The 15,379-nt window shown below is 70.8% G+C and carries 16 protein-coding genes; 14 read left to right on the forward strand and 2 right to left on the reverse strand.

From position 1 onward, the window contains the following. The first annotated feature begins 1 nt into the window (after nucleotide 1). From ACFWHU_RS15035 to ACFWHU_RS15060, 6 genes are read left to right on the forward strand one after another with little or no spacing between them, the layout of a single operon-like run. The gene (locus tag ACFWHU_RS15035) at nucleotides 2–934 is read left to right on the forward strand and encodes a hypothetical protein (protein WP_387225161.1); all 933 of its coding nucleotides are present in this window, start codon (nucleotides 2–4) and stop codon (nucleotides 932–934) included. After that, on the forward strand, nucleotides 931–1,743 hold the full coding sequence (locus ACFWHU_RS15040) for a hypothetical protein (protein WP_387225162.1): 813 nt from the start codon (nucleotides 931–933) through the stop codon (nucleotides 1,741–1,743). Before ACFWHU_RS15035 ends, ACFWHU_RS15040 begins: the two co-directional genes overlap by 4 nt. Then, nucleotides 1,740–2,912, forward strand: a complete 1,173-nt coding sequence (locus tag ACFWHU_RS15045; RefSeq protein WP_387225163.1) for an acyl-CoA dehydrogenase family protein — start codon at nucleotides 1,740–1,742, stop codon at nucleotides 2,910–2,912. Before ACFWHU_RS15040 ends, ACFWHU_RS15045 begins: the two co-directional genes overlap by 4 nt. Beyond that, nucleotides 2,893–3,921, forward strand: a complete 1,029-nt coding sequence (locus ACFWHU_RS15050; protein ID WP_387225164.1) for a 4'-phosphopantetheinyl transferase family protein — start codon at nucleotides 2,893–2,895, stop codon at nucleotides 3,919–3,921. Before ACFWHU_RS15045 ends, ACFWHU_RS15050 begins: the two co-directional genes overlap by 20 nt. Beyond that, the gene (locus ACFWHU_RS15055; protein WP_387225165.1) at nucleotides 3,918–4,382 is read left to right on the forward strand and encodes a hypothetical protein; all 465 of its coding nucleotides are present in this window, start codon (nucleotides 3,918–3,920) and stop codon (nucleotides 4,380–4,382) included. Before ACFWHU_RS15050 ends, ACFWHU_RS15055 begins: the two co-directional genes overlap by 4 nt. A gap of 50 nt (nucleotides 4,383–4,432) precedes the next feature. After that, nucleotides 4,433–5,794, forward strand: coding sequence for an MFS transporter (locus tag ACFWHU_RS15060; protein ID WP_387225166.1), 1,362 nt, complete (start codon nucleotides 4,433–4,435; stop codon nucleotides 5,792–5,794). Between the two features lie 46 nt (nucleotides 5,795–5,840). Here ACFWHU_RS15060 and ACFWHU_RS15065 read toward each other — a convergent pair whose 3' ends face one another. Beyond that, on the reverse strand, nucleotides 5,841–6,149 hold the full coding sequence (locus ACFWHU_RS15065; RefSeq protein ID WP_387225167.1) for a hypothetical protein: 309 nt from the start codon (nucleotides 6,147–6,149) through the stop codon (nucleotides 5,841–5,843). A gap of 76 nt (nucleotides 6,150–6,225) precedes the next feature. Next, a complete protein-coding gene (locus tag ACFWHU_RS15070) occupies nucleotides 6,226–6,762 on the reverse strand; it encodes an ArsR/SmtB family transcription factor (protein WP_385799932.1) in 537 nt (178 codons plus the stop codon). A 613-nt stretch (nucleotides 6,763–7,375) separates the two neighbouring features. Here ACFWHU_RS15070 and ACFWHU_RS15075 point away from each other — a divergent pair. From ACFWHU_RS15075 to ACFWHU_RS15110, 8 genes are all read left to right on the forward strand, one after another. Continuing rightward, complete coding sequence (locus ACFWHU_RS15075) at nucleotides 7,376–7,567, forward strand: hypothetical protein (protein ID WP_242574632.1); 192 nt, start codon at nucleotides 7,376–7,378, stop codon at nucleotides 7,565–7,567. Nucleotides 7,568–7,596: 29 nt separating this feature from the next. Next, complete coding sequence (locus ACFWHU_RS15080; protein WP_383835403.1) at nucleotides 7,597–7,788, forward strand: hypothetical protein; 192 nt, start codon at nucleotides 7,597–7,599, stop codon at nucleotides 7,786–7,788. A gap of 345 nt (nucleotides 7,789–8,133) precedes the next feature. Next, entirely contained in the window at nucleotides 8,134–9,867 is a 1,734-nt protein-coding gene (locus tag ACFWHU_RS15085; RefSeq protein ID WP_387225168.1) for an alpha/beta fold hydrolase, read from the forward strand. Then, nucleotides 9,864–10,442: a hypothetical protein gene (locus ACFWHU_RS15090; RefSeq protein WP_385799937.1), complete on the forward strand. Its 579-nt coding sequence runs from the start codon at nucleotides 9,864–9,866 to the stop codon at nucleotides 10,440–10,442. The genes ACFWHU_RS15085 and ACFWHU_RS15090 overlap by 4 nt, the downstream gene beginning before the upstream one ends. A 46-nt stretch (nucleotides 10,443–10,488) precedes the next feature. Next, nucleotides 10,489–11,247 carry a class I SAM-dependent methyltransferase gene (locus tag ACFWHU_RS15095; protein WP_387225170.1) on the forward strand — a complete coding sequence of 253 codons (759 nt, stop codon included), beginning with the start codon at nucleotides 10,489–10,491 and terminating at the stop codon, nucleotides 11,245–11,247. Next, complete coding sequence (locus tag ACFWHU_RS15100) at nucleotides 11,244–12,986, forward strand: ABC transporter ATP-binding protein (RefSeq protein ID WP_385799940.1); 1,743 nt, start codon at nucleotides 11,244–11,246, stop codon at nucleotides 12,984–12,986. The genes ACFWHU_RS15095 and ACFWHU_RS15100 overlap by 4 nt, the downstream gene beginning before the upstream one ends. Continuing rightward, nucleotides 12,983–14,467: a phytoene desaturase family protein gene (locus ACFWHU_RS15105; RefSeq protein ID WP_385799943.1), complete on the forward strand. Its 1,485-nt coding sequence runs from the start codon at nucleotides 12,983–12,985 to the stop codon at nucleotides 14,465–14,467. The genes ACFWHU_RS15100 and ACFWHU_RS15105 overlap by 4 nt, the downstream gene beginning before the upstream one ends. Then, nucleotides 14,464–15,315: a nuclear transport factor 2 family protein gene (locus ACFWHU_RS15110; protein ID WP_385799944.1), complete on the forward strand. Its 852-nt coding sequence runs from the start codon at nucleotides 14,464–14,466 to the stop codon at nucleotides 15,313–15,315. The genes ACFWHU_RS15105 and ACFWHU_RS15110 overlap by 4 nt, the downstream gene beginning before the upstream one ends. The last annotated feature ends 64 nt before the right edge of the window (nucleotides 15,316–15,379 follow it).

Raw genomic sequence — 15,379 nt, forward strand, 5'->3', positions numbered from 1 at the left:
CGTGCCGCTCACCCCGCACCCGGGGACGCGGAGGAGTCCGGCCGCGCGAGACGGCGCGGCCGGACCGTCCATCGAACGCGTCATCCCCTTCGCCTTCACCGCCGCCGACTCCGGCGGCAATGACACCCGGCCCTACCGGGACCATGTGGAGTCGGTGTACGGCGCCCTCCCGGACTTCTCCTGGCTGGAGGACGGCACCGCCGTCAGCTACCACGACATGGCACGGGTGATCGCCCGGGAGCTGGCCGCCGACCTCGTGGACATCGACCTCGTCATCACCGTCGACGGAAGCCCCGACTGCCGGCACCAGAGCTTCCCCAGCTGTCTGCTGGCCGATCTGATGCCCGGCGACCCGATGCTGCTCGGCATCTCCGAGCAGGGTGTCGCGGGTCCGTTCACCGCGCTGCGCATCGCCTACGACCGGCTGGCCGACGGGAGTTCGCGCCGGGCGCTCGTCCTGGTGATGGAGCAGAGCACACTGCCGCCCGACGACCGGGCGGTACGGCCCGCGCGCGACGTGGCGGTGGCTCTGCTCCTCGGGCCGGACGGGGCGATACCGCTGGAGCGTCCGGTCGTCACCGTGGACGGCCTCAGGGCGGCGGACGGCCGGCGGACGGCGGGCGCCCCGAAGCCGGCCGAGGAAGGCGCCGACCGACCGTACGCCCCGCGCGCCGACGGCGTCATCGCCGGCGCCGGCCTCACCGGTCCGCTCCGGGACACGGTCCTGGCGCGGGCGGAGCCCGGCCATCCGTGCGCCGGTGTCTGGCTGGCCCTGGCCGGGCTCCTGGAACGGGCGGACGGCCGTCCCGGTGGACGGGTCCTGCTCGCCGACCGCGACCCCGTACTCCCCTACCAATGCGGCCTGTTGCTCACGCTGCCCGCCGGACGCGCCCCGGCGCGGGTGGCACCGAGACGGAAGGAACTGGTGCCATGACCGTCACCACGACACGTCCACCCGCGGGCGGCCCGGTCACCGCCGCGCCGTCGGGCGGACCGGAACGCCACCGCGAGGCGGCATACCGCGACGGGCCGGTGGCCGCGCTGATCCTGCTGCACGACGGGACCAGCCCCGGCGTCCTGCCGGCCGGTCCCGGCGGCCATGTGTTCGTGCCCCGCGAGACCGAGGCGACGTGCGACCGGCATCAGACACTCCTCGGGCCACGCCCGCGCGGTGCCGGGAACGGCGAGCGCCGACTGGGCCGTACCGTCGTGGACGGGCGGGAGTTGATCGCCCTGCGGATCGACGGCTCGGGCCCGCCCGCCGGGGAGCCGGACGGCTGGGCGACCGGCCTCGCCTGGCTCAGGCTCGGGCTGGCCGAGCGCCTGGTCGACCGGGTCACCGCGCATCTGGGCGGCCGTACGGTCCAGCGGACCGTCACTCTCAACCTGCCGCTGGTACGGGCGATGCTCGCCGACGCCGTCGCCGGGACCACCGAGTGCCGGGCGCTGCTCAGGGCCGCCCCGGCGCCGCACACCCTGCGGCGGGTGCACCGGAGCCTGGACGAGACGGGCCGGACATGTCTGCACCTGTTCGGCGCGGCGGGCTTCCTGGCCGCCGGACCGGGCAGCGAGGTACGGGTCTCCGAACTGCTCGCCGACACCTACGCGCCGGCGGCGGACGAGAGGGCGCCCCGTGACGACGCCGCGCTCACCGCCGGCGCCCCACCCGCTGACGGCGCCGCATCCAACGGCCGTACAGCGCATGCCGGTTACCCACCGCCGACCGACCTGGAGCGGCCATGACCACCGACCCCGGATTTCTCGCCGGCCTGCGCGGGCTCGCCCGCGAACACGCCGCCCTGCTGCGGCCCACCGCGCTCGGACTCGACGCGGACCCGTCGCTCGGCCCCGCCCTGCTCGGCACCGATCCGCGCTGGCTCCGGCTGACCGGGATGCCCGCCGCCTACAACCCGGATCCACTGCGGGTCGGCGGGCGCCCGGTGTACGTGGACCGCTGCGTGGAGCAGGTGGTCGTCATGGAGGAGCTGGCCCGCGTGGACGCGGCGGCGGTCCTGGCGCTGCCGGGCCCGTCGATGTCCGGCTTCGTCGTGGCCGACATCGCCGACGAGGAGCAGCGGGACCGCTACTACCGGCGGCTGGCCGACCGGCCCACCTGGACGTTCTTCGGTATGACGGAGCCGGCGCACGGCTCGGACCCGGCCAGTATGGAGACGGCGCTCGGACCGGCCGGCGACGGGCGGGAGGGGCTGCTCCTGAACGGCACCAAACGGTTCGTCGGCAACGGGGCGCGCGCCGGTATCGGTGTGGTGTTCGCCCGCCGTCACCCCGGTCCGCTGGGAGTGGTCGCCGTCCTGCTGGATGCGGACCGGCCGGGCTTCACCGGGGTTCCCCTGGAGACCCTGGGGCTGCGCGGTCTCCAACTCAGCGAGCTGCGGATGCGCGACGTGCCGGTGGCGGACGCGGACGTACTGGGACGCCACCGCCCGGCGACGCGGGGCGGCATGTGGGCTGCCGTCCGTACCTTCAACCGCTACCGCCCGGTCGTGGCGTCCTTCGCCCTCGGAGTCGCGCAGGGCGCCCACGACTACGTCGTCGCCAACCGGCGGCAGCTCAGCTCCGGGGACCGGGACCGCCTCGCCGATCTGGCGGACAGGCTCGCCGGCACCCGCGCCACGGTCATGGCGGCGGCCGAGTCCGCCGACCACGACCCGAGGGACGGAACACTCGCGTCGGCGGCCAAGATCAGGGCCACCGCACTGGCGGAGGAGTCCACCCTCCTGGCGCTGCGGATGTTCGGCCCCGGCGCCCGCTGGGAGCATCCACTGCTGGACAAGTGGGCGCGCGACGCGCGGGCCTTCGAGTTCATGGAGGGCACCAGCAACGTCCAGCGGCTCACCCTCGCCCAGGGGCATCTGAACGGCAGGCTCGACGATGTCCGGCCGGCCGCCTGAGCGGGGGCGGCGGAGCGCCGCCCTCCTCGGCACCACGGCGACGACCACGGCCGTGCCGCTGCCGGTCGGCGCCGACGCCGTCTCCACCGCCGCCGGCGTCACCGTGCGAACGGTTGACAGGGCGCAGGCCCGTGGCGCCCCGCCGCCCTGCCCCGCCTGCGGGGCCGTTCATCCTCCGCCGCCGGCCGTCGCGGGTCCGCCGCCGGGCGCCGATGTGTGGCGCATCGGGCTGGACGGCGCGGGGGACTCGCTCGAACCGGTCGCCTCCCTGCTCGACATCAGGGAACGGGAGCGGGCCGCGCGTATCCGGGACCGGCTGTCGGCCGACCGGTACGTCCTGACGCACGGCGCGGTCAGGACGATCCTGGGCGGCTATCTGAGGATCGCGGGCTGCACGGTCCACTGGTCGGCGGGCAGACATGGAAAACCGGTGTTCGACGGCCCGTTGAGCCACTGGCAGTGGAGTCTGAGCCGGTCTGCGGAGCACGCGCTGCTCGCGGTCTGCCTGTCGGCGCCGGTCGGTGTGGACATCGAACGCGTCGACGAACAGACCCCGGCCGTCGCGCTGGCCGCGCGTTTCCTGCCGCTGGACGAGGCCGCGAGCGTCGCCGCGCAGGAGACCCCGCACGCGGCGCGCGTCGCCTACCACCGGCTGCTGTCGCGCAAGGAGGCCTGTGTGAAGGCGAGCGGCGGGCGTCTGCTCGACGGGCTGCGGCTGAATGTGCTCACGCCCGGCACGGTGCACGGCACCGGTGCCTTGGCGGGCCGGCGGTGGCAACTGCGCGACCTGTCCGCGCCCCCGGGTTTCGTCGCGACGCTGGCCGTCCTCGACGACGAGGTGCGCGGACTGCGGCTCTTCGACTGGGGCCGGCGCGCGCCCGGTCCCGAACCGGGAAACTTCCGCCCGCCTGCCCCGTCAAGCGCCGCCGACCAGACGCCCTGTTCCCTACCGTTCGAATTCCAGCGGTCACCCGCAGAGCCGTGGCCGCGAGGGGAGTGCTCACGATGAACGCCCACCGGTCAGTACGCCCGCCGTCCCGTACGGCGCGTGGCACCGTCACACGTGCGTTCGCCGCCCGCCGGCCGCAGGCCGGGGAGGCGCGGCGGGGCGCGGACTGCCCGCTCGAACCGGGGCGGGAGCCCGCCACGTACTCGGTGCGGGTGCGCTTCACGCCCTCCGACCTTCCGGGGCTGACCACCGGGCCGGCCCATCGCGGTACGGCGATCCGCGCCGCGGGCCTGGTGCTCGCGGCCCACGGCCGCGGCTATCTCGGCGGTCATCTGGAGATCACCTCGGACGCGCCCGCGCGGCTGGGGCGGATCCCCGCCGCGAGTGAGCGGCTGGCGACGGTCCGGGCCGTGGAGGACGCGCTGCGCGGGGGATCCGGCGCCGTACGGCTGCCGCTGCCAGGCCCCTGGCCGGGCGTCAACGGCGGCCGGGCGGCGGCCGGTTCTCCCCGTACCGACTGATCCTCATCCGCACTCCCTGATCCTCATCCGATCTCCCGAAGGACAGACCCATGGCTACGACGGACGTATCAGCGGCATCCGGCACCGGCGGCGAGCCGCCGATCCAGTGGAAGAGGATCAACGCCCTGGTAGCCGGGCAGGGCGCCTCGATGGGCGGTGACTTCATCCTGCTGATCGCCATGGGCTGGACGGCGATCCAGCTGGGGGGCGCGGGCGCGGTCACCACGTTGATGCTCGCCGCGACGATCCCCCGGGCCCTGATGCTGATCTTCGGCGGGGCGGTCGCCGACCGGTTCGGCCCCCGGCACGTGCTGCTGCGGACGAACAGCGCCCGGCTGGTGCTTCTGGCGGTGGGGACCGTGGTGGTCCACTCCTCCCAGACGCTCGCCCCCCTCGTCGTCATCAGCCTTCTGGACGGGCTGCTGTTCGGACTGGCGAGTCCGTCGGCGGGTTCGGTGATCCCCCATCTGGCCACCCACGACCAGCTCCCCCGTGCCAACTCCCTGTACGCCATGGTCACCCGGATCGCCCCGATCATCGGTTCGCCGCTCGGCGCCTGGATGATCGCCTCGGGCGAACTGTGGCGGGCGCTGCTGGTGGCGACCGTCACCTGCGCGATCTCGCTGGGCACGCTGTTCGTCGTCACGAAGGGGATGGAACCGCCGGAGCGCAAGCCCGGCCGGAGTCTGGTGCGTTCGTCGGGCGACGGGCTGCGGCTGCTGGTGTCGCACCCCAGGCTGCGCTGGACCTTTGTCGCCGCGCTCTGCCTGGACATGGCGTTCGGCTGGCCGATCGACGTGGCGCTGCCGCTGCTCGTCCAGGAGAACGGCTGGGGCGTGCACGCCATCGGCGTGATCATCGCGGCGTTCAGCACGGGCGCCCTGGTCTCCAGCGCGCTGGGCGCGTTCCTCGCGCACCGCATCCCGCTGGTGGTGCGCTTCGTGGTGAGCGGCGGGGGAATCGCCGTGGGCATCCTGCTGATGGCCCTGATGCCGTCGGTCCTGACGATCGCCGTGACGGGTGCCGCGGTGGGGCTGATGGCGGGGTTGAACGGGCCGGCCATCGTGACGGTCTATCAGCAGGCGGCTCCGAAGGGCCGGATGGGGTCGGCGCTGGCCACCCTGACGCTGGCCAGTATCGGAGTGGGCCCGATCTCCATCGCGCTGTTCGGCGGCCTGTCGCTCGTGATCGGCCTCAAGCTCACCTGGCTGGTGTGCGGGACGGTGGCCCTGGTGGCCCCGGTCGCCGCGGTGCTGGCGCTGCGCCACCCGGTCCTGGAGCCGGTGGCCGACGCGGGGGCGGAGGAGGAGCCCGCACCGTCCCCGGAGAACACCGACGCGGACCTGGCACCCGCGTCCGTCTCGGCCGAACTGCCGCAGCCGCGCGAGAAGGTGGCGTCCCCGGTCGTCTGAAGTCTCTCCGCCGGACGCCCCCCCGGGGGCGGTCCGGCGTACGGGGTCATCGGCCGGACGGAGGGTACCGGTCGAAGACCGGACGGATGGCGTCGAGCACGGTGGCACGCTCGGCGACCGTCAGGGTGTCCGCGTCGTCGCGGTGGTAGTAGTGGTCGAGGTAGGACTCCGGGGTGAAGTCCCGGTCGAGGACGTACGGGCTCAGGTCGAGCCCCGACTCGAAGTCGAGGTCGATGCCGTGCTCCGCGCAGTACTCCAGCAGTCCGTCGGCGACGTGCCAGCGGGCGCCGTCGTACCAGCACACCCCGGTCGCCATCAGCAGTGTCGCCCCGGTCCCGGCCGGCGAACGAGCCAACTCCGCTCACCCTGACTCCTGTTGAGCCGAAGAGCCCGCTGCCGTGCGCCGAACCGCGGTAGCGGGATTCGGCTGTCTAGCGGCGCGCTCCGGTGACCACGACCAGGAGGGGGACGAGTCGGGTCGGAGGGATCTGGTAGCGCCCGCGCCCTGTCGTCTCCAGCCAGCCGGCGGACACGAGTTGCCGTAGATGGTGGTAGATCTGGCCGGTCGTGCCGAGTCCCTCCAGCTCCATCAGCTCGGTGACCGCGGTTCGCCCTTCGGCCAGTGCCTGGATCAGCCGTAGCCGCACGGGATGCCCCAAGGCGCCCAGCGCCTCGGCCGCCTCGGACCAGTCGGAGCTCAGCACCGACTCCGTGGCCTCGGACCGCTCCCACTCCACGAGTTCGCCGTCCAGACCGACCACGGACCCGGTGAAGAGCACTCCCCCTCGGGCCACGGCCTGCAGGCGCTCCCGGAGTTTCGGCAGGGCCCAGTAGGTCTCGGTGGACGCGTCTTCGGCCAGTGGCTCGCGCGTACCGCCCTGTGCTCGCTCCTCAAGTTCGGTGAGGCGCCGAGACAGCTCGGCAACCTGCCCGGCCAACGCTTCCCACGGCGGCGCACCATCACTCATCCGGCCAGCCTATCCCCGGCCGCTCACCCACCATCCGGCAGCCGGAGCGGCCCCGCGAACCCGGCCCCGTGGCACGGCTCGGCCGGCGGGGGCCGACCGGTGGTCCCGTCATGAACCCTCGTTCCGGAATACCTGATCTTTCGGGCCGTGACCGATTGCGGCCAGCCGGAATATCCCGAGCCAGGATTTTGACGGAAAAGGCCATTCGGTTCCGGCCACGAGCTTTCCGGAATTGATTGTTCCAGATCACGCATTACCACCGCGCTACCAGCGGGTTCTCACTTTTGAGTGGCCCATCCATCGATCTTTTTTTCGCGCCACGGGGAAATGATGGACGGTGCAAGAATGCGCCCCATGTCATCCACTGTTTACAGTGTGATGTGCACCACATCGGTAAAGGCTTGATCCAGCAAGGTCAATGGCCCTTATTATGGCTCCCGCAAAGTCAGGCATTTAAACAGTGCTGATTAGCGGGGGCGATATTCCGCAGTGTGCACGGCGGGCAGGAAATTCATGTCCGAGCTCCGTGCGAATCTGCGGCTTTTCGTTGCGGATTAATGCAATTCCTCAAATCCCTGCTTGTCTGCGCGAAACTGCAATGAGGGAGCGAAGCGTGGCGACCATCGCCGAATTCATGAACGACCAGAAGCTGGGTGTTCTGGAGCAGGGTTACAAGGAGGACACCCAGGAGCCCGTCCTGGCGACCCCCGCAGCCGCCGTGGCGACCTGCTGGTACGTCGGCGGCGCCGCTGCCGGCGTCACCGTCGTGGCGGGCGCGTATGTCGCCGGCCGCGTCTTCGGCTGATCCATCCCATCACAACGAAAGGGAATGCAATGAGCAGAATCATTGAGAGCGTTGCGGCCATCACCCCGGAGCACCTGACCGACGGGTCCCACGGCGAGGTCGTCGCCATGGCGCCCGTCCAGGCCACCCCCGGCCTGGTCGCCTTCGGTGCCGGCTTCGTCGGCGGCGCCGGTGTCTCGTGGGTCGGCGTCCAGGCGTACGAGGCCGGGGCCAACGACTGATACCGCTGTCGGGCTGAGCTTCACGCTGTTCAGGGGCTCTGCCGGCCCCTGAGAGCATCTTCCGGGAGCTGATTCCGGGAGCAGGCAGCACTGTCGGGCCGCGTCGGAACCGCGGCCCGACAGTGCGTCGATCGTACCTTCTGGCCATTCAGCACAAAGGAAGCCCCAGGTATGCAGCTGACAAAGAAACTCGCAGCTTCGTTGTTCTCTCCGATCCCTATCTCCAGGGATCGCGCGATAGGCATCTCCGAGCGCCTTGCGGCCCTTTCCAGTCTGTCTTCCTCTCTGGAATACCTCAGTCAGCACCGGAATTTCGAACCCGGTGGCCTCAACGACTGGGAGATCATGAAGAAGACGCCGGAAAGCAGGGTCCCGGCGATCCAGAAGATGACGAACGCCGTCAGTGGCAGGAAGACCACGCTGGCCATCCACGCCTCACGTGTCGCGTGCAGCCTCGGAATGCTGTTGCCCGGCAACAGCAAATGGCGGGCGGCGGGCAACCTCTACCTGGGCGTCACGACGACGGTGCTTCAGGCCCGGCACCGTTACGGAACGGACGGTGCGGATCAGGTCGCCACCCAGGTCCAGGCGGTCACCGGCCTGGCCCGGCTGCCGGTCAGCCCGCAGGTCAAGGACGCCCTGATGTGGTACCTGGCGATCCAGGCCAACATGTCCTACGCGGCGTCGGGCTGGGCGAAGATGGCCGGGACCATGTGGCGCGACGGCTCGGCCCTGCCCGGTGTGATGCGTACACGCACCTACGGCTGGGAGCGCGCGTACCGTCTGACGCAGCGTTATCCCCGGGCCAGCAAAATCACGCAGCACGGGGTCCTGGCGATGGAATGCCTCTTCCCGGTGGTCTATCTGGCCGGCGGCAGGCTGACCCGTCCGGTGATCGCCGCCGCGGGCAGTTTCCATGTCGCGAACGCGTTCGTCATGGGGCTGGGCAGGTTCATGACCGCGTTCCCCGCGATGCATCCCATGGTGGCCTACACGACCACGCCGAAGTCGTTCCCGGTGGTGGCCGACCGGGATGACAGGATGGTCAAGACCGCGCTGGTGCTGCTGGCCGGCGGGGTCACCGCCGCGGGCGTCATGGCGACGCAGCGGCGCGCACGCGCCGTGGCCGGGTGGCCGACGTCCCGCACCGTCACCACACGCAACGGCAACGTGCTGACGTACGACACCGGCGGCCAGGACCACCCCGACCGTCCGGTCCTCGTCTTCAACCACGGTCTCGCCTCGACCACCGAGCACTTCGCGTGGATGGTCGAGCGGCTGGCCTTCGACCTGGGCTACGCCTCGGTGACCTACTCCCGCGCGGGCTACGGCCCCAGCAAGCGGCTCAGGGACACTCCCTACACCGTGCAGGAGTCCGTCAACGACCTCGAGGACCTGATCCGCGAGGCCCTGCCGGAGGACCGCAAGGTGGTACTCGTCGGGCACTCCCTGGGTGGGGAGTTGAACCGCCGGGTCGTGCGGCAGCTCGGTGACCGGGTGGCCGGCGTCGTCTACCTCGACCCCACGCACCCCGCGCAGCTCGTACGGTCGGACAAGCAGCGCAAGGGCAGCGAGATCTTCACCGAGTCCCTCGCGCTGATGAGCCTCTGGACGAAGCTGGGGTTCGGGGCCCTGCTCGGGCGTCCCGACTGGGTGAACGACCTGCCCGCCGCCTACCGGAAGAAGGTCTTCGCCCACTACGCCGACTCACGGCTGTGGGTCGCCGCGGATCAGGAGTGGAAGGCCGTCCGCGAGGAGCTGGAGAACTACACCGGAAACCTGGAGCCGCTGCCGGTTCCCGGTCTGGTCATCGCCGCGCAGTTGACGGTGGACACCGATCCCGAGCAGTTGCTGATGTACCACGACATCGCCCGGTCCCACGAGGCGGGGGACCAGCACGGCGAGGTCGTCGTGGTGGAACGCGGCGGGCACGACACGATTCTCACCGACCCGCGCCACACACGCACCGCGACGGAACTCGTCGCCGATTTCGTACGGGAGCACTGCACTCCGCGCGCCCCGTCGGCCGTTCAGGAATCCGACGAGAACCCCTCCGGGAAGGTGGGCGACACCAAATGAACGCGACCTCACTCCTCAAGGACGCATTCACCGGACCGGGCTCCGTGACACGTATCGCCGGCGCGACTCTGCTGGTGACGACCCTGGCCGCCCAGCATCCGCACCCGGCCTTCGAACTCGCGCGGGGAAAGGACGTGTTCTCGCTCGTACCGAACTGGAAGTTCTTCGCGCCCAACCCCGCGACGCACGACTTCCACTACCTCTACCGCACCCTGGACGAGAACCGGCAGACGTCCGCCTGGGTCGAGTTGGACCTCATCACGAACCGCAAGATGATCCAGGCTTTCTGGTTCTCCTCCCGCCGTCGTGAGAAGGCCGTGTTCGACATCTGCACCGCCATCCTGAAAAGCATCCAGAAGGGGGACGACCCGACCAACTCGCCGCCCTTCCGAGTGCTGACCGAATTCATCAGGAAGCAGATCAGAGACGCGTCGGACGCGTCCGACGTCCGCGGATTCCAGTTCTCGGTGGTCCGGGCCCCCGGACACGACGACAGCGAGGACCCGGAAGTCCTCTACGTGTCCACCTATCTGCCGATGAAACCGGCCGGGCCGGCATTCCTCGGTGCCGTCTGACACCGCACCCCGCCAGAGGGTCCACCGAAACAGGATTGGAGCTCCCGTGACCATCGCGGACATAGGCTACGGCAAACAGTTCGAGAACTGGTACGACCGCATTTTCCCGAACGATGCCGCGACGCTGACCACCGTCGAGGCCCTCGCGGGACACCACCCGGACCCGGCCCTGGGCACCCTGGAACTCGGCGTCGGCACGGGCCGGATCGCCCTGCCGCTGTCGCGCCGGGTCGGCCCGGTCACCGGCGTGGACTCCTCACCGGAGATGCTCACGGCGCTGGAGAAGAAGGCCGAGGAAGGCGACGACGTCACCGCGGAGATCGGTGACATCCGGACCTACAGCGGTGGCCGTCAGTACGGTCTGGTCTACTGCGTCTGCTCCACGCTGGCGCTGGTCCTGGACCCCGCGGAACAGCGGGAGGCCATCGCCCGCGCCGCGGAACACCTGCTGCCGGGCGGCAGGTTGCTGGTCGAGACGCACAACAGGCCGGGGATCGTCGCCCAGCACGAGGGCCGGACGCGCACCACGATCTTCGCGCCCTATCCCGAACCGAACACGGGCCTCCAGATGCACGGCACGCTCTTCATGGAGAACACGATCTGGCAGGTGTCCACCGTGTGGTTCGAGTCGGACGGCACCCACCGCATCGGCACCGAGGTCGCGCGTCTGCTCATCCCCGACGAGGTGGACGGGTACGCGCGGGCGGCCGGTCTGGTGCCCGAGGGCCACTACAGCGACTGGCAGGGGAACGCGTACGCCCCCGAGGCGGGCCTGTTCGTGGCGTCGTACACCAAGCCGGCATGAACCTCCGGGAGATAGTCCGCCGCCACCAGGCCCTGCTGATCGTCGGTATCGGCATGGGTCTGGTCGGTGCGGCGGCCACGCTCGCCCAGCCCTGGATGCTCGGGCAGTTGATCGAAGCGGTCTCGCTGGACAAGTCGGTCGTCTGGCCCATCACCTTCATCGCGCTGTTCTTCATCACGGACGCGGCCATGAGCGCCGGCCACACCTATGTGATCGGCCGGGCCGGGGAGAGCATCGTCTTCGACGCCCGCCGGATTCTCGGCGGCCGGCTGCTGCGGAGCCGGATACCGCACTTCGCACGCCTCGAACACGGCGATATCTTCTCGCGCACCGTCTCCGACACCTCCATCGCCTGCCTGGTCATCGCGCAGGCGCTGGCGCAGATGGTCACGTCCGTCTTCATGCTGGTCGGCGGCATCGTCCTGATGGCCATGCTCGACTGGCTCCTGCTGCTCGCCACGATCGGCTGCCTCGGCCTGGCCAGCGTCGTCGCCCTGCTGCTGGCCCGCCAGGTACGCGTCTCCGCCCTGAAGAACCGGGAGAACGTCGGCGCCTTCGGCTCGGGGCTGCAAAGGGTGCTGGGAGCCCTCACCACGGTGAAGGCGTCACGTGCCGAGGAGCGGGAGACGGAGGAGCTGGCGCGCCTGGCGGAGAAGGCCCGGCGCAGCGGTATCCGGGTCACCGGCTTCAGCGCGCTGCTCACACCCACGATGAACGTCGGCACGCAGCTCTCGCTGGCGGTCGTCATCTCCTGGGGCATGGCACGGGTGGCGACCGGGGACATGCCGCCGGCCGATCTCACCTCGTTCGTCATGTACTTGTTCTACCTGGTGTCCCCGTTGGTGATGCTCTTCATGTCGATCGGTCAGGCCCAGCAGGGGCGCGCGGCGGTCCAGCGTGTGCTGGAGCTGGGGGCCATCCCCCAGGAGGAAGAGGAAGACGGACACGACGGGGACCTCGCGCCGCGCAACGAGCGGGAGCCGGCCGGGACGCCGACGTCCGCGGTCCGTTTCGAGAAGGTCAGCTTCGCCTACAACGCGGATGTGCCGGTCCTCAGGGACGTCTCGTTCTCCCTGCCGCGCAAGGGACTTACTGCTATCGTCGGTCCTTCCGGTGCCGGCAAGACGACGACGTTCCAACTGATCGAGAGGTTCCTTTCTCCTGACAGCGGAACGATCCGGATCGCGGGCCGTGACATCGCCGGTCTCCGTCTCGGGGAACTGCGGTCGCTGGTCGGCTATGTCGAGCAGGACGCGCCGATGATGCGCGGCACGATCCGAGAGAATCTGACGTACGCGAATCCGTCTGCCGATGACGCGGAGGTCGCCCGTGCGCTGCGGCTCGCCAGCCTCGAGAGCTTCGTCGGCGAACTGCCGCAGGGGCTCGACACGGATCTCGGCGAGCGCGGGGCCGGGTTGTCCGGCGGACAGCGGCAACGGCTCGCCATCGCCCGGACGTTGTTGCAGCGGCCGGATGTGATCCTGCTGGACGAGGTCACCGCCCACCTGGACAGCGACACCGAGGCCGCGCTGCGCGACGCGATGCTCGAAGCCGCCGGGGAGTGCGCCGTACTGGCCATCGCGCACCGGCTGTCCACCATCGTGCGGGCGGACCGCATCATCGTGATGGAGGAGGGTCGCGTGCGCGCGACCGGCACCCATCGGGAGCTCATCGAGTCCGACGAGGTGTACCGGCGTCTCGCCCACCAGCAGTTCGGTGCCGAGGACGCCCTGATATGACGGGCGCCGACGTAGCCGTGGTCGGCAGTGGCCCGAACGGACTGGCCGCTGCCGTCACCCTGGCGCGCGCCGGTCTGACCGTGCACGTCCACGAGCAGGCCGCCACCATCGGTGGCGGCCTGCGCGGTGAGGCGTTGTTCGACTCCAACGTGTGGCACGACATCTGCGCGGCGGTCCACCCGATGGCCGCCGCCTCGTCGTTCTTCCGGGAGTTCGACCTCGCGGCCCGCGGTGTCGCGCTGCTCCAGCCGCCCATCGCCTACGCGCATCCGCTGGACGGCGGCGACGCCGCCTTCGCCTACCGCGACCTCGCGAAGACAGCCGAACGCCTCGGTCCGGACGGGGAGACCTGGCGCCGTCTGATGGCACCGCTGGTGCGGCGCTCGTCGGCCGTCACCGATCTCCTCCTGTCCGGTCAGCGCTCCCTGCCGCGCGACATGGTCGCTCCGCTCTCGCTCGGCACACGCGTGCTCGGAAACCTCCTGCGGACCAACGGCCTGCGTACCGAGGCGGCTCGGGCGCTGCTCACCGGCGTCGCGGCGCACGGCGTCGGCAGGTTGCCGAGCCTGCCCACCGCCGCGATCGCGATGTTGCTCGGGCATCTGGCGCACGCGAGCGGCTGGCCGCTGCCCCAGGGGGGAAGCCGCCGTATCGCGGAAGTCATGGCCGACGATCTCCGGGCGCACGGAGGGGTGCTCCACACGGGCCACCGGGTCACCGACCTCAAGGAACTCGACGCCCGCGTGATCATGCTGGACACCACGCCGCACGGCCTGCTCGAGCTGGCCGGGGACAGGTTGCCCGCACGCTACCGCGGCGCCCTGAGCCGCTTCCGGTACGGTCCTGGCGCCGCGAAGGCCGACTTCCTGATCGAGGGACCCATCCCCTGGTCCAACCCCGAGATGGGGCTGGCCGGCACCGTGCATCTGGGCGGCAGGCGTGCCGAGACCGTCGAGGCGGAGAACGCCGCCGTTCGGGGCGAGGCGAGCGAGGAACCATTCGTGCTGCTGGTCGACCCGGCCGTGACCGACCCCGGCCGTGCGTCGGGAGCACGCCGCCCCGTGTGGGCCTACGCCCATGTGCCGAACGGCGACACCAGGGACCCGGTGCCGCTGATCACCCGTCGCATCGAGCGGTACGCGCCCGGCTTCGCCGACACCGTTCTCGCGTCGCGCGGTGTGACGGCGGCCGATTACGAGTCGTACAACCCGAACTACCCCGGTGGCGACATCGGCGCGGGGGCCCTCACCCTCCGGCAGTCCCTCCTGCGGCCGACGCCCGCGTGGAACCCCTACCGCACCCCGCTGCAAGGGGTGTACCTGTGCTCCGCCTCGACACCACCCGGACCCAGCGTGCACGGCATGTGCGGCCATCTCGCCGCCCTCGCCGCGCTCAGACGTGAGTTCGGCATCACCGCAGTTCCTCATCTGGGGCCCCACGGCGGAGCAAGGACCGCCGAGAAGATCAGGAGAGAATCATGAGCACCGCCCATCCCCCCACCGCCGCCGAGGACTTCGCCGGCTACCTCCGCGCGTACCACGCCGACGCCTTCGACGGCACCGACCCCGTCGAGGAAGTCTGGTCGCGCTACCACCTGCCCGACGGCGAGCACCAGGTCAACGGCCGGCAACTGGACCTGAAGAAGATCCTGGGCGGCCTCCGCTCCAGGCGTTCCCTGGGCGCACCCTACGAGCTGTACATCCACGAGGTGATCGTGGAGGGGCGCACCGCCGCCGCTCGGTACACGATCGGCACACCCATGCTGTGGAAGGTGCAGAGCGCGACCCATGTGACGCTCTTCGCCGAGATCGCGGAGGACGGGCGGGTGGCGAGCACCACCGGCTTCTCCTCCAGTCGGCCCGGCTGGTCCGGGCCGGGTGGTGAGGACCCCTTCGACGCCGCGGCCCGCCCCGCACCCGGTACCACCACCGCCCCGCCGCCCGCGGCCGGGGCCGAGCCCACGCCCGCCCAGGACCCCGCGCACTATCTGCGGGCGTACTACACGGCGGGCTACGACCCGGGGGTGGCCGTGGCCGAGGCGCACGACCACTTCCACACCCCGGACGCGCTGCACCACGTCGGGGGCAAGCTGATGCAGCGCTCCGCCGTGCTCAAGGCACTTGAGGAAGGGCGGAAGCACGGCCACAGCTACCCCGTGGAGGTGCTCCGGTCGCTGCGCGAGGGCAACCGCTTCGCGGCCCGGTACACCACCAGCCGGGACGGGAAGCCGTCACGGCAGCAGGAGATCCTGGCCTTCGGTGAGTTCGCCGACGACGGGCGCGTGAAGCTGGTCCGCTTCGTGCTCGACCCGGGCTACGGCGGGGTGTAAGGGCCTGATCTCAAAGACACCACCAGAGGGACACCACGGCGCCGGGACAACGGCGCCGTGGTGT

The sequence above is a fragment of the Streptomyces sp. NPDC060366 genome (assembly GCF_042725135.1).
In the GTDB taxonomy this organism is placed as follows: domain Bacteria; phylum Actinomycetota; class Actinomycetes; order Streptomycetales; family Streptomycetaceae; genus Streptomyces.

Excerpts from the sequence above, each read along its gene's own strand:
- ACFWHU_RS15100 (WP_385799940.1), top strand. The coding sequence starts at position 11,244 with ATGAACCTCCGGGAGATAGTCCGCCGCCACCAGGCCCTGCTGATCGTC.
- ACFWHU_RS15085 (WP_387225168.1), top strand. The coding sequence starts at position 8,134 with ATGAAGAAGACGCCGGAAAGCAGGGTCCCGGCGATCCAGAAGATGACG.
- ACFWHU_RS15040 (WP_387225162.1), top strand. The coding sequence starts at position 931 with ATGACCGTCACCACGACACGTCCACCCGCGGGCGGCCCGGTCACCGCC.
- ACFWHU_RS15070 (WP_385799932.1), bottom strand. The coding sequence starts at position 6,762 with ATGAGTGATGGTGCGCCGCCGTGGGAAGCGTTGGCCGGGCAGGTTGCC.
- ACFWHU_RS15080 (WP_383835403.1), top strand. The coding sequence starts at position 7,597 with ATGAGCAGAATCATTGAGAGCGTTGCGGCCATCACCCCGGAGCACCTG.
- ACFWHU_RS15055 (WP_387225165.1), top strand. The coding sequence starts at position 3,918 with ATGAACGCCCACCGGTCAGTACGCCCGCCGTCCCGTACGGCGCGTGGC.
- ACFWHU_RS15050 (WP_387225164.1), top strand. The coding sequence starts at position 2,893 with ATGTCCGGCCGGCCGCCTGAGCGGGGGCGGCGGAGCGCCGCCCTCCTC.
- ACFWHU_RS15110 (WP_385799944.1), top strand. The coding sequence starts at position 14,464 with ATGAGCACCGCCCATCCCCCCACCGCCGCCGAGGACTTCGCCGGCTAC.
- ACFWHU_RS15090 (WP_385799937.1), top strand. The coding sequence starts at position 9,864 with ATGAACGCGACCTCACTCCTCAAGGACGCATTCACCGGACCGGGCTCC.
- ACFWHU_RS15105 (WP_385799943.1), top strand. The coding sequence starts at position 12,983 with ATGACGGGCGCCGACGTAGCCGTGGTCGGCAGTGGCCCGAACGGACTG.
- ACFWHU_RS15045 (WP_387225163.1), top strand. The coding sequence starts at position 1,740 with ATGACCACCGACCCCGGATTTCTCGCCGGCCTGCGCGGGCTCGCCCGC.
- ACFWHU_RS15060 (WP_387225166.1), top strand. The coding sequence starts at position 4,433 with ATGGCTACGACGGACGTATCAGCGGCATCCGGCACCGGCGGCGAGCCG.